We start from the raw sequence: 19,959 nt of genomic DNA on the forward strand, positions 1-19,959 counted from the left end.
GATGAGTATTTTCGATAAACTCTTTGAAGAGGCAAAAGCTGCTCGCGAGACAGCCTACGCTCCCTACTCAAACTTCAAGGTCGGCTCAGCTATTTTGACCGAAAGTGGTGAAGTCGTTAGAGGATGTAACGTAGAAAATGCGGCCTTCCCTGAGGGCGTTTGTGCCGAAGCTGGAGCCATTTCGGCCATGCATCTGGCTGGTCAGACCCGCATTAAGGAAGTGGTTGTGGTTGCTGATGCAGCGCTTTGCACACCGTGTGGTGGCTGCCGCCAGAAGCTGAGTGAATTTGCAGGAAATGACGTGAAAGTTCACGTGGCAGACCTCAACGGCCTGCGTAAGACATTTACAGTGGGTGAACTGTTGCCCGCAGGTTTTCAACTTCACGACGATAAGTGAGAATAATAATGAGCGGTTTTGGAAAAGAGTGTGCCGACATTGTTCGCGCAGCACGACCAGATACTTACAAAGTTGGTATGATCCTAGGTTCCGGACTTGGTTCGCTTGCTGATGAAATCGAGGATGCCGTACGTATCCCGTATAGCCGCTTGGAGCACTTCCCGGTGTCTTCCGTATCAGCGCACGCAAGTGAATTGATCGCTGGCACATTGCAAGGCGTTCCTGTGATTGTTCTTTCCGGTCGTGCTCACTACTATGAGAGTGGCAACCCATCCATCATGCGTACACCTTTGGAAACGCTGAAAGATCTGGGCTGTGAAATTCTTGTAGCAACGAATGCTGCAGGCTCTTTGCGTGAGGACATTCCTCCCGGGAACCCGATGCTGATCAACGATCACATCAATTACTCCGGCAAAAACCCTTTGATCGGTGAAGAAGATGAAAAGCGCTTTACCGGCATGTCAGAGGCATATGATGCTGAACTGCGCGACCAGTTGAAAGTAGCAGCTGGTGAAGTGGCCGAAGATTTGCCAGAAGGCGTTTACGCTTGGATGTCCGGTCCCTCTTTTGAGACACCTGCCGAAATTCGTATGCTGAAGGGCTTTGGAGTGGATGCGGTTGGCATGTCCACTGTTCCTGAAGTGATTATGGCACGCTTCCTCGACATGCGTGTTGCAGCGATCTCCACCATTACCAATATGGGTGCCGGCATGCAGGCCAACGATTTGTCTCACGATGAGACAAAGGAAATGGCCCCGCTTGGCGCTGCTAAAATTAAAAAAATACTACGTCAATTTTTGAAAAATATGGCTTGAGGGTAAATGTGATGACAGAAGCAACCTTGAAGGATGTCGCCCAACGTACGCTGGGTCTCATCGATCTGACAAATCTGAACGATGACTGTACGCCAGCGGACATTGATGTGCTGTGCAAGAATGCGGTAACGCCGCATGGTCAGGTTGCAGCTGTTTGTCTTTATCCTCAATTTGTCGCACAGGCGGTTAAACTGCTCAAAGGCACCAAGATACGTGTTGCGACAGTTGTAAACTTCCCTGCTGGCGGCGAAGATACGGCTGCAGTTGTTACCGAGACTATCAAGGCTGTTGAAGACGGCGCCGACGATATCGACTTGGTTATGCCTTACAAGGCGTTTGTCGCGGGACGTCGCGGCTTCGCTGAAGACCAGATCAAGCAGATTCGCGCTGTCATTCCTGAAGGCGTTATCTTGAAGGTCATTCTGGAAACCGGCGAAATCAAAGATCCACGCCTGATCCATTTGGCCTCAGAGGTGTCTATAGCTCAAGGTGCTGACTTCATTAAAACGTCCACTGGCAAAGTAAAGGTCAATGCGACCCTTGAAGCAGCCGAGATCATGCTGAATGCGATCCGTGAAACTGGCAAGGAAAACCACCGTCCGGTGGGTTTCAAACCAGCAGGCGGTGTGCGCACGGTTGAGGAAGCTAAAGCATATCTGGATATGGCAGACGAGCTGATGGGGCACAATTGGGTTTCCTCAGCAACTTTCCGCTTTGGTGCCAGCGGTCTTCTCAATTCTGTCCTCGCAGCGATCGAGGGAAAATCCAATAATAATACGGAGGCCTACTAATATGTTGCCACAGGAAATCGTTCGTAAGAAACGAGAGGGCGGCGTTCTCAATGCGGAAGAAATTCAGGTATTTGTGAATGGTCTAACGGACAACTCTGTCACAGAAGGTCAGGTTGCAGCGCTTGCAATGGCAATCTTCTTCAAGGGGCTCACTATTGACGAGCGTATTGCCCTGACACTTGCCATGCGCGATAGCGGTGACGTGCTGAACTGGGATGGCTTTGATGCCCCAATCGTTGACAAGCACTCGACCGGCGGCGTGGGGGACAATGTTTCCTTGATGCTAGCTCCGGCGCTTGCAGTGTGCGGCGCCAATGTACCAATGATTTCCGGTCGTGGCCTTGGTCACACGGGTGGTACGCTGGACAAGCTTGAAAGTATTCCAGGTTATACTGCTAAACCGGATAACGAGCTATTCCGTAAAGTGGTTCGCGAAGTGGGCTGTGCCATTATAGGTCAGACTGCAAACCTTGCTCCGGCTGATAAACGTTTCTACGGTATCCGCGATATTACGGCGACCGTTGAAAGCATTGATCTGATTACCGCGTCCGTTCTGTCCAAAAAGCTATCTGCTGGCCTGCAAAGTCTGGTTCTGGATGTTAAGTGGGGCTCCGGCGCGTTCATGTCTTCCTATGAAGACGCGAAAGCTCTGGCTGAAAGTCTGGTTCGGGTTGCAAATGGTGCTGGCACCAAAACAACAGCCCTTCTGACAGACATGAACGAGTCCCTTGCATCTGCCGCCGGTAACGCGGTTGAGGTTATTAATGCGGTTCAGTTCCTTGATGGTTCTCACATTGACAATCGTCTCTGGGATGTAACTGTGAAGCAGGGCGGTGAGCTGCTGGCAAACTGTGGTCTTGCTGTAACACCTGAAGCTGGTTGTGATGCCATGGTCAAGGCGTTCCAGTCCGGTGCTGCTGCTGAGAAGTTTGGCAAGATGGTTGCAGAACTGGGCGGTCCGGTAGACTTCATGGAGAAGTACGAGCTGTATCTTCCAAAAGCTCCGATTGAAGCACCTATCTATGCTCCGGAAGATGGCTACGTGACCAAAGTAGACGCTCGTGCGATTGGTCTTGCCGTTGTTGAGCTTGGTGGCGGACGTACAGCGCCGGAAGACGAAGTTGATCCGGCTGTTGGTCTGGTTCAGGTCGCTGGTGTTGGCACTCAGGTCAACAGTGATAGCCCACTGGCAATCGTTCATGCTCGCAACGAAGATCAGGTGAAGCGCGCACAAGCTGTCCTTCATAAAGCCTATGAGATTGGCGCTGCTGGTGATGTTGTCCAGCATGATCTCATTGGTGAACGGATCGCTCCTTAATTCAGCAAGAGCTGAACCTATATATAAATAGCAGGCTGGGAGGTCATTCACTTCCCAGTCAGGCCTTCCCATTTCATGTGAGGAAATAGAATGCCCCGCGCAATTATGTGTGTACTTGATAGTTTTGGAATCGGTTCAGCAGCCGATGCAGCAGACTATGGCGATGCAGGTTCTGATACCCTTGGCCATATCGCAGAAAAGTGCAGCCAAGGTGCCGCTGATAAAGATGGACTTCGTCAGGGGCCTCTTAACGTTCCAAATATGGATGCATTGGGATTGGGGGCTGCCGCCAAGCTTTCGACTGGCAAAGACGTTGCAGGTTTAAACTACAAGGGCGAGCCTACCGGTATCTGGGGTTATGCAAAAGAAATCTCCAACGGCAAGGATACGCCTTCCGGCCACTGGGAGATTGCGGGTGTACCTGTGCTGTTTGATTGGGGGTACTTTCCTGTAGAAGGGACAACTTTCCCACCCGAGCTGATTGAAAGAGTTATCGAGGTTGGTGAACTTCCCGGTGTTCTGTGTCTTGCACACGGATCTGGTACTGTTGTTCTGGAAGAGTTTGGCGAAGAGCATGTGAAAACAGGTAAGCCGATTGTCTATACCTCTTCTGATAGTGTTTTTCAGATTGCAGCACATGAAGAGACCTTTGGCATCGAGCGTCTGTTGAAACTGTGTGAAGACGTTCGTAAGCTTGTTGATCCATATAACATTGGTCGCGTCATTGCCCGCCCGTTTGTCGGCTCCGTAGAAGAAGGTTTTTCGCGAACCGCAAACCGGCGTGATTACTCTGTTTTACCACCTGCACCGACCGTTCTGGTTCGTCTGAAAGAAGCCGGTCATCAAGTGCTAACTGTCGGTAAAATAGGCGACATATACGCTCATCAAGGCGTTACAAAAGTTACCAAGGGTGCGGGGAACGAGGATTTCTTCGATAGAACTTTGGAAGCCATGGATGAAGCCAAAGACGGAGACCTTGTCTTCACTAACTTTGTTGACTTTGACATGCTGTATGGCCACCGCCGGGATGTGCCAGGATATGCTGCCGCTCTGGAGCACTTCGACCGCCGCCTACCCGAGATTATGAATAAAATGAAAGAGGGCGACCTCCTGATTTTGACTGCTGATCATGGGTGTGACCCAACATGGCAGGGTACGGACCATACACGCGAACACGTTCCCGTTCTTGCTTATATCAAGGGTAAGGACGGACGTTCCATTGGGGCACGCGACACTTTTTCCGATATTGGAGCAACGGTTGCTGAGTTTCTGGGTGTTGAAAACGGCGATTACGGAAAAAGCTTCCTGTAGGCATTAAGAGGCCAGCTCACTTTATTAGCATCGATCATGTTAGTTGAAAGAGAGTTGGCCGTACCTTGGCAATATTCTGGACACCTTACTGTTTTGACAAGAGAAATAGAACTGGTACTCTAGTAGCCCACTAATCATTCCATTGGAATTTGCCTAGGTAATGAAGGGGGATGGAATATGCAGGTACGTCGATTTGAGGCAAATACTGATGGCTCGTTGAGTGAGGAAATGAAGGCTGCCTATCTGGAAGACGGTTTTTTGATTCTCGAGAATTATGCTAGTGCGAAGCAGTGTGAAACTCTTCAAGAGCGTATGGTTGATCTCATTGAAGCTTTTGACCCGACCAGTGTTTCTTCAATTTTTGAAACAGGCGCCCAAACCCATGCACAAGATGCCTACTTTCGCCAAAGTGGAGACAAAATAAGCTTTTTCTTTGAAAAAGATGCTTTTGACGATCAAGGGGCACTAACGAGAGATAAGCAAGTCGCCCTGAATAAAGTGGGGCATGGCCTGCATGATTGTGATCCGGTTTTTGCAAAATTCTCCCGTCAAAAAAAAATGGAGCGCACTACGCTGGATCTGGGGCTGGTTGACCCCAAGCTTGCGCAATCCATGTACATTCTTAAGCCGCCTCGGATTGGCGGCGAGGTAAATTGCCATCAAGACAGTACTTTTCTTCACACAGAGCCCTTGTCTTGTGTCGGGTTCTGGTTTGCTCTTGAAGATGCTGATGAAACAAATGGCGGATTGTTTGGCGAGCCTGGCGGGCATCTTGGGCCGCTTCGCCAACGCTTTCATTACGACGGCGACAAGCTGACCATGGACGCTCTGGATGACACGCCGATGGGGCAAAATGAAAAATGCGCCCCGCTGAAAGCCCCGAAAGGCACCTTAATTATTCTTCATGGGCAAGTTCCCCACAAGTCTGCGCCAAACACATCAGAGCGTTCACGGCATGCCTATGCTATTCACATGATTGATGGAAGGGCCAAATGGTCCGTAGATAACTGGCTTGTAAGGCCACAAGAAAAACCAATGCGAGGCTTTGAATAATGGAAATGCAATCCACCGTGGTTCCGAGGGCGGAGCTGCACTGTCATATTGAAGGTGCGGCTCCTCCACCATTGGTGCGTAAACTTGCCAAACGCTACAATGAAGATCTTGGGGATCTATTTAACAGCGCTGGCGAATATGACTGGCACGACTTTACAAGCTTTATGAAAGCCTATGACGTAGCGGCCAATCTGTTTCGTCGTCCGGGAGATTATGCGGAACTGGCGGAGACCTATTTCCGCTCAATTGCGGAAGATGGCGCTATTTACGGTGAGGTCTTTATCTCCCCAGACCATGCTGCCGCCGCAGGGATTTCCTACCACGCTTATGTAGAGGGAATTGCAGCTGGTATTGAACGAGCGAAAGCGGAAACCGGTATTGAGGGCCGTATGATCGCTATCGGCGTGCGTCACTTTGGGGCAAAAGCCGTGGAAGAAGCTGCCAAGTTGGTTGCTGCCAACCCTCATCCATTGGTTACTGGTTTTGGTCTTGCAGGTGATGAACGCTATGGCCACCCTTCCAACTATGCAAAAGCCTATCAGATTGCTGCGGAAGCGGGTCTTGGGTTGACAGCTCACGCTGGTGAACTAGTTGGTCCTGAAAGTGTTCGTGATGCTCTTGATTACTTGAAGATTACCCGTGTTGGTCACGGTGTGCGTGCAATTGAGGATGAGGGCCTTGTTCAACGTCTTGTTGAAGAGAACATCACTCTGGAAGTATGTCCGGGCTCCAACATTAGTCTCAGTGTCTATGAAAAGTTGAGATTCCATCCCGTAAACCTTTTGCGGCAGGCTGGGGTGAAAGTAACCCTAAGTTCGGATGATCCTCCCTTCTTCCATACAACTCTGGCTCAAGAGTATAGTGAAGTATCAAGAGTTTTCGGTTGGGACCGAACTGTTCAAAAGCAGATAACAAAAAATGCTATTGAAGCAGCCTTTTGTGACGCTGATACTAAAGAACGGTTGTTACAGAAACTGGAAAAAGCAACTGCTGGTTAATATCGGCTCGAGCTAGTAGAAGACGGCCCTTTCCAATTGAGATTATTCGGTGCACACTGAAGACTCTGACAGGAAAGGGCAGGTATTCTGCTAGCGTGCCAATGACGGAAGACAAGAAAAGAGAACCTCATATCCGGCTAACTACCCATCCTGGAACGGGGGCAACATCGCCGTTTCCAATAGATTGGGGTAATTCTGATCCTCTTCTTCGTGGCCCAGTAATAGCATCTGTGTCACAGCCCTCCGAAAGGAATGCTATTGGCGTCCACGGGGGGACTTATTCTCTTTACCGCGCTCTAGCCGTTTCTGCAGGTTCATTGGATCCGATGCAGAAGCCGGACCTGAAAAATACAAGCCCAACAGTTTCCATTGGCCCCTATACGCAGTGGTATGATCCGGATCGGATTATCTCTTTGGACCCTTTTGGGCATATTGTGGCGGATGTCTATGGGGATCTCATTGAATCGGGCGTTGATATTCGCCCTACAGTCGCCGTTACAAAAGCTCACCTCAACCTTGAAGAGGTGCACAGAGCTGTTGAGGAAAAACGCCTGTCAATTGATGGCGAAATCCTGACCGAAGGTGGGGAGGTTGTTGTTACAAAGATAGCGGCCGATCCCGTCTGGTATCTTCCAGGCGTTGCCAAGCGCTTTGGTATAGGCCAGCGCCATCTGCGCAGGGTGCTGTTTGAGCAAACCGGTGGTATGTATCCGGACTTGGTAACGCGTCCGGACCTTCAAGTCTTCCTCCCTCCCATCGGAGGCTTAACAGCTTATGTCTTTGGTGACCCAGAGGACCTTGCCAAATCAGAGACAAAAATTACTTGCCGCGTGCATGATGAGTGCAATGGGTCCGATGTTTTCGGATCTGATATCTGCACCTGCCGTCCCTATCTGCTGCACGGAGTGGAAGAGGCCATTAAAAGTGCACAAGAGGGAGGGGCGGGGTTAATTATCTACAATAGAAAAGAAGGGCGAGCTCTTGGTGAGGTCACCAAGTTCCTAGTATACAATGCTCGAAAACGTCAGGATGGAGGAGATCGTGCCTCTACTTACTTTGAAAGAACCGAGTGCGTTGCCGGTGTTCAGGATGCGCGCTTTCAGGAGTTAATGCCGGATATTTTGCACTGGCTAGGGATAACGCATATCAACCGGTTCATTTCCATGTCTGATATGAAGTACGATGCGATTACGAAATCCGGTATTTCTGTTGGCGAACGCGTTCCTCTGCCAGAACATATGATCCCTGCGGATGCTCAAGTTGAAATGAGAGCTAAACAGGCGGCGGGGTACTTTAGTCTCCAAGAAGTACCGGATAAAGACACTTTAAATGAAACAGTCGGTCGACCCGTAAATGACTATTGATATCCCCCAGTCCGATGCACTGTCGTTACTCAGCGCAAAGTCTGTAAGAGAGCGCGCAAATGAACTTCTGGAGCTTGGTCTTCAAGGAGAGTTGGAGCATTTTTCTATTGATCTGTCAAAACTGAGGGAGTGCGCCCACCGTACATTGGCGGTCACAAAAAACAATTATCCAGATTTGCAGGTTCCTCTGCATTCGCGCTGGCGTCACTTCGAAATTGATGGAGTTGACCGTTGGGCGATGCTTGCTGGAGCCCGTCGTTTTTCTGATGAACGGGGCATGGGGCGGGCAGCCTATGATCTTGCTATATTATCTGTACTGCTGGATGCTGGTGCCGGTGCTCAATGGAAATATCACGAGCCAGTGACAGGGGATACTTTAACCAGATCGGAAGGGCTTGCGATCGGTTCCCTTGGCATGTTTGCCGCAGGAATGTTTTCTGAAAAGGTCCTTGACCCGCTGCGTGCGGATGCAATAGCCCTGTTCCAAATAGATCCAGAAGAAATAGCTGAAGGTTTTCAGGTCTCCGCTGAGAACCCTCTGGTGGGGCTGGACGGGCGAGCAGCTTTACTGCGGCGTTTGGGCGAGGCCGTTTCGTTGCGGCCAGACCTTTTCTCAAAAGAGGATGAGCCACGCCCCGGTGGACTGTTTGACGTTCTCTATGATGAGGGACTGGCAGGAAAAGTAACCGCTGGCCGTGTTTTGGAAGTGGTGTTGGATGGCTTGGGGCCAATTTGGCCGGGCCGTGAAGAAATTGACGGAGTGAACCTTGGAGATGTCTGGCGTCATTCCAAGGTATCGGGTAATGAGCGCACCAAAGGTCTCATGCCACTGCATAAGCTCTCGCAATGGATTGCCTATTCCCTGATTGAACCTCTGGCATGGGCAGGTGTTGAGGTAACAGAGCTCGACGACCTGACAGGACTGGCAGAGTATCGAAATGGTGGTCTGTTTGTTGATTGCGGTATTTTGAAACTGAGAGACCCGGATAACTTGTCCAAAAGGCACGAGGTTGGAAGCGAACTTATTGTTGAATGGAGAGCTCTCACAGTTGCTTTGCTGGACAAGCTTGCGGAGCGGATCCGAATAGATTTGGATGTGACCAAAGAGCAAATGCCCCTTGCGTGTGTTCTGGAAGGCGGCTCGTGGGCTGCAGGGCGACAAATTGCACAGGAAAAACGTCCCGGAGGAACCCCTCCAATAGAAATAGTAAGCGACGGAACTGTGTTTTAGCTGGTATTTCTCTGGACACAGCCATTGGGGCCTGTCAAAAGCTCCAAAGTATAAAAATATGAAATACAGGGGCGCTTTCGCGCCAACTTGATAGGGCAAGAGAAGAGGCAAATATGTCAGGAGCCACCGTAATTGATCATCCGCTTGTACAGCACAAGCTAACGCATATGCGAATGAAGGAAACCTCGACGCAGGGATTCCGTCGGCTCTTGACTGAAATCGCACACTTGCTCTGCTACGAGGTCACACGTGATCTGAAACTGGGCATGACCAGCATTGAAACGCCTCTTGAAGAAATGGATGCACCGATCCTGACCGGCAAGAAGCTGGTCTTTGCATCTATTTTGCGTGCGGGCAATGGCCTTTTAGAAGGTATGCTGGAGCTTATTCCGTCTGCTCGTGTGGCTCACATCGGCCTGTACCGCGATCCCAAGACCCTGACAGCTGTTGAGTACTACTTCAAGGCTCCGGCTCATATGGATGAGCGCCTCGTTATTGTTGTTGACCCAATGTTGGCGACCGCAAACTCAGCGATTGCAGCGGTTGAACGCTTGAAGGAGCGTGGTGCAAAGAACATGCGTTTTGTGTGTCTGCTGGCTGCACCTGAAGGAATTGAAGCCTTTAATAAAGCGCATCCGGATGTTCCGATCTATACGGCTGCGATTGATAACAGGCTCAACGAAAAGGGATATATACTTCCCGGAGTCGGCGATGCAGGTGATCGCATGTACGGTACTAAGTAAAATATACTATCTTTTTAAAGGCGGCTCTTAAGAGCCGCCTTTTTTGAAATAACTATTTCCTTTTCTATTTATATTGATGATCTTAGTCTGGCCGACAGAAAGGAGATTATCATGTTTCCATTAGGTCATCGGGTTCGTGTGAAGAACTGTTGTATTTCCACTCTGGACGAAGCGTTTCTAGCTATAAAAGAAGGGGCGGATGCCTTGGGGCTAGTTGCGGCAATGCCATCTGGCCCCGGGATTATTTCTGATGGATTAATTGGAGAAATAGCACGTAGAATTCCCCCTCCAGTTGCGTCGGTGCTTTTGACATCTCGTGTAACTGCCAATGATATCATTGACCACGTACACGCTTGCGGTGCTAATACCGTTCAAATCGTGTCCCATGTGGACCCATCGATCTATGAAAAACTGCACCAAGGATTACCAGCTTCTACGCGCATTATTCAGGTCGTTCACGTGGAGAATGAATATGCCTCTGAAATAGCTCAGGACTATGCAGCATTGGCCAATGCGTTGCTTCTGGATTCTGGTACGCCATCCCAAAACAAACTTGGTGGAACAGGGCAAACGCATAACTGGGATTTTAGCCGCCATATAGTCCAGACAGTTGATATTCCGGTTTTTCGTGCAGGCGGTTTGAACTCCTCCAATATTCGAAAGGCCATTCACCACGTTCGTCCTTATGGAGTGGATCTTTGTTCAGGAATACGAACGAATGGTAAATTGGATAATAAGAAGCTACGTGAGTTTATGGCGGCTGTAAGGTTAGCTTGAGTTTATCTTCATCAATTACTTGACAGTAGTGAAATGATATTGTTGAGTGATAATAGTATTTATTGTGCTTTATTTTATTTTTTTGGATGAATTTAACGGGTTGTCTGCGAGGGATAATGCGTCGTTTTTTATTTGTCTTGGTTGCTGCCGGTATTACTGCTGTATTTGCTCCTCGTTTTCTTCAGGAAAATGTTATTGGAAACATGACCCGCAAGGTTGAGCGGCAGCAAGGGCAGCAACACTCCCCAAAAACAAAGCATGTAAATACAATTCGAATTCCAAGGAACTATAGTGGGCACTACGAAGCTGAAGTGATGCTTAATCATAGCCCGGTCCATGCCTTGATTGATACTGGGGCAACCACTCTTGCGATCCCTAGAAATATCGCACATGACATAGGCGTTCATGTGGGGGAGGGGGAGTTCCGTCATTCAGTTTCAACTGCGAATGGAACAGTGAAGGCTGCACGTGTGAAGCTGAGTGATTTCGAGCTGGGGCCGCTTGCTTTGACCAATGTGGATGCAATGGTTTTTCCTGATAAATCTCTTTCGATTGTTCTTTTGGGTATGTCGGCTTTACGATACTACGATGAAATTGAAATAAAGGATGGCTACCTTCAGCTCACAGCCTATTAACCCTCCTTTCTTCTTGTAGATGCATTTTCCCTAGACAGAGAAGACACCCCCTTACTTTCTCCTTAGTATTTTGCTGTAGATTGGGATGTGCCTAGCATAGGCAGCCTAAATCCGAGGAGGCAACAATGAACATTCGTCGGTTCGGTCAATTGCAAAATGGCGAGGAGGTGAAGGAAGTTACGCTGCACCAGGGATACTTGTCTATGCGGATCCTGACACTTGGTGCAATAATTCGCGATTTGACGTTTGCTGGACGCCCTTTAGTTCTCGGGTTTGATAGTCTGGATGCCTATTTGAGCTATGAGTCTTGCTATGGACTGGTCGGGGGGCGTAACTCTGGCCGGTTGGGTGGAGATAGGGTTTGGTCTATTGAGAGTGTCAGCGCAAATAGTATGTCCCTGTCTATCGATATTGCTTTGCATAATGGGCCGGAGGTGAATTATGTAGAAGCGACCTGTAATATTTCTCTAAGTCCCAACAATAGTGTAAAACTGGAAATCGTTGGCCGGAGTACTGGGAGTCGCTGCTTTCACCCCTACCAACATGTCTATTTTAACCTGAGCGATAAGGCAGATATTGGCTCCCACCAAATTATGATTCCCGCCAGCAGTTACTTCCCGGTTGGAGAGGATAATCTCCCCACGGGTGAGATACGGGATGTGAACGAGACACCTTATAGCTTTCAAGAAATGAGAGAGATGGACGTGGATAATGGGAAGGCTGTTGACTTTAGCTATTGTCTGCGCATGTTCCCATTGCGTCGTCCCCATCTGTGTGCAGTGGTGGAAGAGCCTAGCAGCATGACGAAAATGGAAGTATGGTCAACAGAGCCTAGCCTCCATTTTTATGATGGTGCAAAGCTCAATATTCCAATTGAAGGGCATAACGGGCGGACATATGGGGCAAAAGCTGGATTTTGTTTAGAGCCACAGAGCTGGCCCGACATTTCAACAGGAGCGGAAACCCTTTTTAATGCCGGACACTACCGTCACATAACGGAATATAGGTTCTCCTAGAGTGTGCTCAAGCAGCAGCTTGAAGGGGCTTTATGCCATCAAGCAATGCAACCGTTGAGGTGATCAGGTTGTTGAGCTTATTTCTGATTTCTTCATCAACCAATAGCCCGTTTTCATCCAGTTTCGCGTTTACCTGCGGGACGACAACATGTGTTGGATGAACCACGGCTCCGAGTTCGATCAGGAAGTCTCTGAGGTTCGGCAGCATACGAATTCCGCCCATGTTTCCAGGGGACGCGCTGATCAGGCCAGCAACTTTTGTGGTCTCTCGCAGAGGTCTTCCTTTGCCAAAATCTCTGGAAATCCAAGTCAGAATATTGCTCAGAATTGGTGGGAAAAATCCATTATAATCAGGCGAAGCAACCAAGATAAGGTCGGCTTGGGCCAATTTGAGTTGAGCACTGAGGGTGAGTTTCCTGAAACTTTCGTCCTGTTCCTTATCCTGTGTGTAGATTGGAAGACTTTGCATTTCAGCTTGAAGAGTTTCGAACTGAAACCCGCGCTTTTGGAGCAGGCTTTCAACTGCATTCATGATTTGCTGATTGAAAGAACCTGTTCTGTTGCTTCCGCAAATAAGAAGTACCTTTGTATTTTGCATATTGGGCCTATGGATCTGGAACACCTCTTGTATGAGGATACGTATGAAACAATAGGTAAGAGTGGGGGCCAAGTTATTCAGCAGCTCACTCCAACCAAGAGGATATGCGATAAGTAAAGTAAATACTTTTTATATTCAAGGCTGCTTCTCTGTTTTGAAAAAAAATATTCCAGATGTCACAAATTGTCTCTCTCGTTCGACGAACTGGTATCCCTTACGTTTATGGAGACTATTTGAGATGAACCTACATGAAAGCACAATAGCCGCCCCGATCGTCTATGAAGAGCACACACCGGATCTATTTCAGAAACTTTATGCAGTTCACATGGGGATAGTTGCCCGGGATTTTGAACCAAAACTGCGACACTTACTCACGTTGCGTGCCTCGCAAATCAACGGATGTGCCTATTGTGTAAATATGCATCTGGAAGAGGCACGCAGTGATGGTGAAACGCAGGACCGCCTTGATAAGCTTGTTGTGTGGTCTCACGTTGATCTCTTTTCCTCGGCAGAGAGGGCGGCTCTTGCATGGACAGAGGCGCTTACTGTTCTGGATCCAAAAGAGGATATGTCCAAGTTAAGAGCTGAGTTGCTAAAGCATTTTACAGCTGAGCAGATTAGTATTTTAACTACAACCATTGCTATGATTAATCTTTGGAACCGGCTACAGGTATCAAAACACTGAAATGGAAAAATACTCAGATCTTAAAGTATTTGAAGCTATCCGGCCCCAACTTCTGGGGCTGGCCTATCGTTTACTAGGTACGATGAGCGAGGCTGAGGATGCACTTCAAGACACCTATATCAAATGGCAGGTTAGTCCAGACAAAAGTAAGCTAAAGAACCCTGAAGCCTGGATTACGGCAGTATGCACCAATACATGCATTGATATTCTGAAATCCGCGCAGCGTAAGCGCGTGGATTACTTTGGACCTTGGCTGCCAGAGCCGCTTCACACTCACAGTGAGAAAACGACAGAGGACTATTTAGCTCTGTCTTCATCCTTAACCACGGCTTTCCTGCTTGTTTTGGAGCGGCTGTCGCCGAAGGAGAGAGCTGCATTCCTTCTCCACGAAATCTTTGGTAGGTCGTATGCCGATGTTGCAGTTACTTTGGGAATTCAAGAGGTCGCATGCCGTAAGCTCGTTTCAAGGGCGCGCGATAATGTTGGAGAAAGCCGTGCAAAGTACACGCCGAGTCTTGATAAACAAAGAGAATATCTTGTGGCTTTTAAAAGGGCGGTAACGACTGGAGATGAAAGTGCATTGAGCGCAGTTCTTACAGAAGATATTCAGTTAAGAGCTGACGGAGGAGGTAAGGTAGTTGCTGCCTCCAAACCTTTGGTTGGTAAGAAATCTGTAATCAAGTTCCTGTTGCAGGTGCTTCATAAAGCTTGGGCAGATGATCATCTATATGTTGAAGAGTTTAATGGATTGTTGGGGCTTAGGGTTGTCAGCCCTGACGGCTTAAGGGCCATTGTGAGCTTTGGTGCGGGGGAGAACGGTAGGCTGGAACATATTTATATCGTTCGCAACCCGGATAAACTCGACCGCATTGATACGACGGTCCATCATGACCGGACAACGGGGAAACTAAACACAACTTGTTAAGTGATGGCCCTTCAAAACCTCATTTAATTGATTTGTTATGTTTGCGGTCATGAATTTGGCAGGTCCAGCTTGTGCTGGTGTTGGTTTTCATTGGGATCTTAGTGATTTACTCAGTTACGCCCCTTAGGATGGCAGAAAAAGGGCTGACAAGTAATTCTGGAGAGTCCTGAGAATGAAATTTACCAATAAGCAGATGGTAAAGTACTCAACGCATGAGTCTGTTCAGAGCGCAGTGGATCTTTGTAGGTATCAAGAAGAACTTCGTGAGCTCTTAGTCGAGGCATTTCCAGCTTTGGAACCTATGGTTGGAGAGCTTGTGCGCGCCTGCCGATATGAACGGGTGCCAAGAGATTGGCAGGTGTCTGGATCCGGATATGTGAGCCATGAGCTTCTGTTTGTTGTTAGAGGGAGAGTTGGTGTTTTTGACAGGCAGAGCCCTCTCCAGTCGAAACTTATCCGTCAGGTACCTCAGGGCGGGCTAGTTGGTTCGACAAGCTATTTGCTGGCAAACGAGGAGCAGGAAACCTCTACACAAATTCTTAACATGACAATTACGGGCGTTATTGCGTTGATCCCTTGGGATCGGCATGGGTCGCTACCTATTTCTGCTGAAGCCAATGCGCTCTTTTTCAAAGTCATGTTAGAGGAGAGTGCAAAAAGAGATCACGAGCAACTGGGTTATTTGAAAGGAGAGTTTTTACTTCTTACACAGCGCATGTGGTCCATGGGCGTTCTGGCTGTTCTATTGCTGGAAGCTGTTTCCATTTTGACAATCTACTCCGTATCCCGAGAGTTCTTCCCACGCTTGTTTACTCATCCAACTCTATTGCCTCTTTGGGGATCTTTAGCGGTATTGTTGCTGTTTTTCGTGCAAGTTCGATTCATGCTTAAGGCTATGCAAATTCCAAGGCCTCAACTGGGAATACAGACAAAATCTATCGATAAACAAGTTCTTTGGGGAGCGCTCATCAGCCTGCCGCTTCTTGTTGTTATGATTGCATTGCGAGATCTTTTAGAACCGGCTTTTGATAGCCCTGAGCTTCATTTTCGCAAAACAGAGCTCTCACTGAGGCACTTTTTTGCCAGTCTTTCAAATAGGGAGTTCTTTTGTTACCTGCTCTTTCTCGTTCCGCTTCAACAGTTTGTGGTTCGATGCGGGGTCCAGATTCCAGTAGTTTATGCATTGGGAAGCCGGTGGGTCTATGCGGCACCAATTGCAAATATTGCGTCTGCTGCTTCTTTTGCTGCGTTCTATTTGTTCTTCGGTTGGAAGATTGTCCTATTAGGATTTGTCTTTAGTATCTATTGGGGAATAATTTTCTTCTTCCGCCGGTCATTGATTACAATTCTGACGAGCCATTGGTTGCTAGCTGGAGCGGCGTTCACTTGGTTCGGGTTTTTAAAAGTGGGGTAGAGCGTCTGGAGAACCAGAATCTTACCTTGAAGTTCATGGACAATATTAGGGAATTTCTCAAATCTTAGTTTTAGTCTCCTAGAAAAACATAAGGAGACATGTTCCATGCAGGCTCACCTAGGGCTGCGTTATGGTCAACCACCTCTTAACTATATTGACGATGATAACGAAACGGATCAACTTCAGAAAAAATTGATCAGTACATTCGGCCTAGATGATCCAGAGTTATTACCTCTTCAAGAGGAGCTTTTGCCTCTTCTTGAGTTCTACCGGGTTGAAGACGGGGAAATCGTTACCTCTCCTGATTTTGTTCAGGATCATTTGACTTTTATTGTCAGTGGTGAATTCACCCTTGGTTATTCCGATGAGACTTTGGAGGAAACTATTGGACCTGGCACTATAGTGGGGCTGTCAGGTTACCTTATGGCGAATGACAAGCTGGAAACCTCTACCCAAAGCCTAAAGAGTTTGAGCAGTGGTATTGTCGCTTTGGTGGGCTGGGATAGATACGCTTTATTACCAATGTCAGAGAACGCCAATGCGGCTTTGTATGATATGTTGAGTAATATAGCTCAAGTGCAGTTATCTCGGCAGATGGCATATACAACAAGTCAATATCGTTTATTGTCCATTCGTCAAAAAGGACTTGGGTACATAATTGCAATGCTTTTATGTCTGACTGCAAGCATGACTTCATATTCTATGTATTCAGCGCGACACTTTTTGAACTTCTCTTTTGCCGTCTTAGCATCAACGGTTTATTCGATAGTTATTATCTCTCTATTTGCGATTTTCTCCTGGCTTATTGTTATACGGATGCGAATTCCAAAACCCCTACTTGGCATGCGGTTATCCGGCCTTCCTTTTCAAGTCCTGATGGGGGCTATCATTAGTGTACCGGGCATACTGGTCATGGCTGTCTTTAGAAAAATAGAAGCCCCGAGTGTGGGGTTTTGGCAAATGTCGCCGGCGGTGCAGGTAGTAAATATACAGATGGGGAATCCGGTCATCGCTTCTGTCTGGTTTTTGCTTTATCTGTTATTTTTCACCGCGTTTCAGCAGTATACAGTTCGATGTGGGCTTCAGGTACCTTTGATGACAGCCATTGGGAGCCGAAAGCCATACACACCTTGGTTTGCCAATATTGCAACGGCAATCGCGTTTGGTGGGTTTCATATAAATTTTGGATTGAGCGCAGTATTGCTTACAATAGCTGCTAGCTTCTATTGGGGAGTTATCTTTTACTATCAAAGGTCCTTCATAACTGTGTGGATTAGCCATGCAATTTTAGGGGGAGCTGCGTTTCGCTGGTTTGGGGTTTTGCAGCTTCACTAGAGTCTCCCAAAACGGATGGTGGGCCCCAATTTGGAAAGTCTGCTTATGAATGCCATTTCGCAGAGAAACGCGATTGTTTGTTGAAGGCCTGTGAGGTTTTGGTGCTTTCTTTCAAAAAAGGGTGGTTTGTGGTTACACACGAGGGTCGGGAGAGTTGAATTTGCTTTCATGTTTTTCTTGAAAGCAATTGGAAGAGCGCTTACATCGAGGCATCAATTGTTTAAGGATGTGAAGTAACTCATGGCACACACGCCGAACCGCTCTATTGGTCTTTTTTGGCTTTTCTTTAGTCCATTCGGAAGAGCGTCCCGCCAAGCTTACTGGCTTGGCCTCGCACTGGTACTCGTTATTTCCTTTATAACCTTAAATATTGCAGCAGGACCTATATTGGAGGCAATGGCTCACTCCAGCTTTAATGAGATCGCAGTGGATCAGTTTCTCTCGGAGATTATGAAACAGAACCAGTTGCTTCCCTATCTTATGTTTGTTGAAAACTGGGTACTTCTGGCTTTGGTTATCAAGCGAATTCAAGATAGAGGATGGAGCGGTTTTCTAGCCCTTTTGACCTTCTTGCCATTTGTAAACTTCGCGGTATATCTGTTTATGGGACTTCAACCCAGCCAATCAGGTGCGAACCGGTATGGGCCGGAGCCCAATAGTAAACCCCTGCAGCGCTCACCACGCAAGTAGGAAATTGTAGTTACAACCTGCTGCACGCCCTATTTTATTTCACAGAAAGATTTGACGATGACCGAAACACTTTCATTGGCTTCCTCCATTTGCCGTAAGCTGATTGAGTGTCCTTCGGTGACGCCAGCGGAAGCGGGAGCTCTCGAAACTCTGGAAAATATTTTGGTGGCTTCAGGATTTAAAGTTTCTCGGCCAGTGTTCTGTGAGGACGGAACACCTGACGTTGAAAATCTTTTTGCTACAATAGGTTCCGGACACCCGCACTTTGTATTCGCTGGGCATACGGATGTGGTTCCTGTGGGGGATAAGGCGTCTTGGTCTCACCCACCGTTTTCCGGAAAAATTGTTGACGGTATGATGTATGGGCGGGGAACCGCCGATATGAAAGGTGGAGTAGCTGCCTTCACTGCTGCTGCCTTGAGTTATCTGGAGCAAAACGGAGGTCCGCCAAAGGGAACAATCTCCTTTTTGATTACTGGAGATGAAGAGGGACCGGCAATTAATGGAACCGTTAAATTGCTGGAGTGGGCAAAAGCGCAGGAGCATGAATTTGACGCGTGTATTGTAGGTGAGCCAACCAACCCGGAGATGCTGGGTGATACAATCAAAGTGGGGCGCCGAGGATCTTTATCTGGAAAAATACAAGTTCACGGAAAGCAGGGGCATGTGGCTTACCAGCATCTGGCGGATAATCCGATACCGGGTATGCTGCAACTACTGAGTACACTGGACGCTATGGAACTGGATAAGGGGAACGAGCGTTTCCAACCTTCTAATTACGAGTGTATTAGTGTTGATGTGGGGAACTCAGCTTCCAATATTATTCCAGCCAGTATTTCTGCCAGTTTCAATATTCGCTTCAATGATATTTGGTCGGTACCAACGCTCCAAAGCCACCTTGTGACGGTGCTTACAGAAGCTGCTCCAAAAGGGCTTGAATGGTCTGTTTCTTTTAAAGATCAGCCAAGTGATAGTTTCTTGACCCATGACACTGCATTGATCGACACCCTGTCAAACTCTGTTGAGGTTGTCACTGGGCGCAGGCCTGCGCTCTCTACAGGTGGTGGTACATCAGATGCCCGCTTTATCAAGAACTACTGCCCGGTCGTCGAGTTCGGCCTTGTGGGAAAGACAATGCATCAAGTCGATGAGTGTATTTCTGTGAAGGATCTCGATCAGCTCACAGAAATTTATAGGGACTTTTTGAACAATTATTTTAGTAGCTAGGCTTCAAGCGCCTATCAAGTAGGATGGTTGCTGATGTTACCAAGTTCTTCAGAGATAGTCAGGTCTTTTCAAGGATCAATCGAGCTGATGCGGGCTCCAAATAAGGCTGCGAGCTATTTCGATCTTTCGAATGATGGTTTTTGGCGGTCTTTCTCCGTTATTTTCTTGCTCTTACCGTTCTATGCCTTGTCTATGGTGGCTAGGGAAAGAATGCTGGCCACAGCGGGGGGAGGGCAGACGAACACCCCGCAGGCGATTGATTTTGGAGTTATGCTGGCAACTTCGGTATTGGACTGGGTTACATTTCCTATTGTAATTGCGTTGCTTGCAAGCACTTTGGGGATTAAGGGACAGTACGCCTCCTATATTTCGGTACGGAACTGGACCAGCCTTCTCATCATTTTACCGATGAGCTTTCTGAACCTTCTGTTTATTATTGGAATTTTGTCAGTTGATGTTTTGTTGACGCTCAGCCTGCTTATCATGGGGTGGATGCTATGGTACCGGTTTATGATTGCCCGCGTCGTCGCTGGCGCATCAGTAGGCGTAGCTATTGGCTTGGTTGTGCTAGATATTCTTCTTAGTATTTTAATAGAGAATACCATGGATACTCTGATTTAGAGCAAGTTGCGTTCA

At 47.9% G+C, this 19,959-nt stretch carries 21 protein-coding genes; 20 read left to right on the plus strand and 1 reads right to left on the minus strand.

Annotated features, from left to right (window positions below):
- Position 1 precedes the first annotated feature (1 nt).
- The 13 genes from cdd (at position 2) to P6574_RS01785 (ending at position 12,449) form a co-directional block, all read left to right on the plus strand.
- Entirely contained in the window at positions 2–397 is a 396-nt protein-coding gene (gene cdd / locus P6574_RS01725) for a cytidine deaminase (RefSeq protein ID WP_310618675.1), read from the plus strand.
- 8 nt (positions 398–405) lie between these two features.
- Positions 406–1,212 (plus strand): purine-nucleoside phosphorylase, encoded by an 807-nt coding sequence (locus P6574_RS01730; RefSeq protein ID WP_310618676.1) that lies wholly within the window; start codon positions 406–408, stop codon positions 1,210–1,212.
- Positions 1,213–1,223: 11 nt separating this feature from the next.
- Positions 1,224–2,003, plus strand: a complete 780-nt coding sequence (deoC, locus tag P6574_RS01735; RefSeq protein WP_310618677.1) for a deoxyribose-phosphate aldolase — start codon at positions 1,224–1,226, stop codon at positions 2,001–2,003.
- Position 2,004: 1 nt separating this feature from the next.
- Positions 2,005–3,321, plus strand: a complete 1,317-nt coding sequence (gene deoA / locus P6574_RS01740) for a thymidine phosphorylase (protein ID WP_310618678.1) — start codon at positions 2,005–2,007, stop codon at positions 3,319–3,321.
- Between the two features lie 90 nt (positions 3,322–3,411).
- Positions 3,412–4,632: a phosphopentomutase gene (locus P6574_RS01745; RefSeq protein WP_310618679.1), complete on the plus strand. Its 1,221-nt coding sequence runs from the start codon at positions 3,412–3,414 to the stop codon at positions 4,630–4,632.
- A 177-nt stretch (positions 4,633–4,809) separates the two neighbouring features.
- Positions 4,810–5,685 carry a phytanoyl-CoA dioxygenase family protein gene (locus tag P6574_RS01750; protein WP_310618680.1) on the plus strand — a complete coding sequence of 292 codons (876 nt, stop codon included), beginning with the start codon at positions 4,810–4,812 and terminating at the stop codon, positions 5,683–5,685.
- Positions 5,685–6,683 (plus strand): adenosine deaminase, encoded by a 999-nt coding sequence (locus tag P6574_RS01755; protein WP_310618681.1) that lies wholly within the window; start codon positions 5,685–5,687, stop codon positions 6,681–6,683. Before P6574_RS01750 ends, P6574_RS01755 begins: the two co-directional genes overlap by 1 nt.
- Positions 6,684–6,784: 101 nt before the next feature.
- Positions 6,785–8,047 carry a GTP cyclohydrolase II gene (locus tag P6574_RS01760; protein ID WP_310618682.1) on the plus strand — a complete coding sequence of 421 codons (1,263 nt, stop codon included), beginning with the start codon at positions 6,785–6,787 and terminating at the stop codon, positions 8,045–8,047.
- Positions 8,037–9,278: a URC4/urg3 family protein gene (locus P6574_RS01765; protein WP_310618683.1), complete on the plus strand. Its 1,242-nt coding sequence runs from the start codon at positions 8,037–8,039 to the stop codon at positions 9,276–9,278. Before P6574_RS01760 ends, P6574_RS01765 begins: the two co-directional genes overlap by 11 nt.
- A 113-nt stretch (positions 9,279–9,391) precedes the next feature.
- Positions 9,392–10,021, plus strand: a complete 630-nt coding sequence (upp, locus tag P6574_RS01770) for a uracil phosphoribosyltransferase (RefSeq protein ID WP_310618684.1) — start codon at positions 9,392–9,394, stop codon at positions 10,019–10,021.
- A 111-nt stretch (positions 10,022–10,132) separates the two neighbouring features.
- Positions 10,133–10,798: a phosphoribosylanthranilate isomerase gene (locus tag P6574_RS01775; protein WP_310618685.1), complete on the plus strand. Its 666-nt coding sequence runs from the start codon at positions 10,133–10,135 to the stop codon at positions 10,796–10,798.
- 116 nt (positions 10,799–10,914) lie between these two features.
- Positions 10,915–11,433, plus strand: coding sequence for a retropepsin-like aspartic protease family protein (locus P6574_RS01780; RefSeq protein WP_310618686.1), 519 nt, complete (start codon positions 10,915–10,917; stop codon positions 11,431–11,433).
- 125 nt (positions 11,434–11,558) lie between these two features.
- A complete protein-coding gene (locus P6574_RS01785) occupies positions 11,559–12,449 on the plus strand; it encodes an aldose epimerase family protein (RefSeq protein ID WP_310618687.1) in 891 nt (296 codons plus the stop codon).
- A 7-nt stretch (positions 12,450–12,456) separates the two neighbouring features.
- Here the strand turns inward: P6574_RS01785 and P6574_RS01790 are convergent, their stop codons facing one another.
- Positions 12,457–13,047: an NADPH-dependent FMN reductase gene (locus P6574_RS01790; protein WP_310618688.1), complete on the minus strand. Its 591-nt coding sequence runs from the start codon at positions 13,045–13,047 to the stop codon at positions 12,457–12,459.
- Positions 13,048–13,285: 238 nt separating this feature from the next.
- Here P6574_RS01790 and P6574_RS01795 point away from each other — a divergent pair, with 238 nt between their 5' ends.
- The 7 genes from P6574_RS01795 to P6574_RS01825 all read left to right on the plus strand — a co-directional run bounded on the left by P6574_RS01795 (position 13,286) and on the right by P6574_RS01825 (position 19,944).
- A complete protein-coding gene (locus tag P6574_RS01795) occupies positions 13,286–13,732 on the plus strand; it encodes a carboxymuconolactone decarboxylase family protein (RefSeq protein WP_310618689.1) in 447 nt (148 codons plus the stop codon).
- Position 13,733: 1 nt separating this feature from the next.
- A complete protein-coding gene (gene sigJ, locus P6574_RS01800; protein WP_310618690.1) occupies positions 13,734–14,657 on the plus strand; it encodes an RNA polymerase sigma factor SigJ in 924 nt (307 codons plus the stop codon).
- A gap of 172 nt (positions 14,658–14,829) precedes the next feature.
- Entirely contained in the window at positions 14,830–16,071 is a 1,242-nt protein-coding gene (locus P6574_RS01805) for a hypothetical protein (RefSeq protein ID WP_310618691.1), read from the plus strand.
- A gap of 105 nt (positions 16,072–16,176) precedes the next feature.
- A complete protein-coding gene (locus tag P6574_RS01810) occupies positions 16,177–17,406 on the plus strand; it encodes a CPBP family glutamic-type intramembrane protease (protein ID WP_310618692.1) in 1,230 nt (409 codons plus the stop codon).
- A 240-nt stretch (positions 17,407–17,646) separates the two neighbouring features.
- Positions 17,647–18,096, plus strand: coding sequence for a DUF805 domain-containing protein (locus tag P6574_RS01815; RefSeq protein WP_310618693.1), 450 nt, complete (start codon positions 17,647–17,649; stop codon positions 18,094–18,096).
- 57 nt (positions 18,097–18,153) lie between these two features.
- Complete coding sequence (gene dapE / locus P6574_RS01820) at positions 18,154–19,323, plus strand: succinyl-diaminopimelate desuccinylase (RefSeq protein ID WP_310618694.1); 1,170 nt, start codon at positions 18,154–18,156, stop codon at positions 19,321–19,323.
- Between the two features lie 33 nt (positions 19,324–19,356).
- On the plus strand, positions 19,357–19,944 hold the full coding sequence (locus P6574_RS01825; protein ID WP_310618695.1) for a hypothetical protein: 588 nt from the start codon (positions 19,357–19,359) through the stop codon (positions 19,942–19,944).
- Positions 19,945–19,959 lie beyond the last annotated feature (15 nt).

This window comes from Pseudovibrio sp. M1P-2-3, assembly GCF_031501865.1.
Taxonomy (GTDB): Bacteria; Pseudomonadota; Alphaproteobacteria; order Rhizobiales; family Stappiaceae; genus Pseudovibrio; species Pseudovibrio corallicola.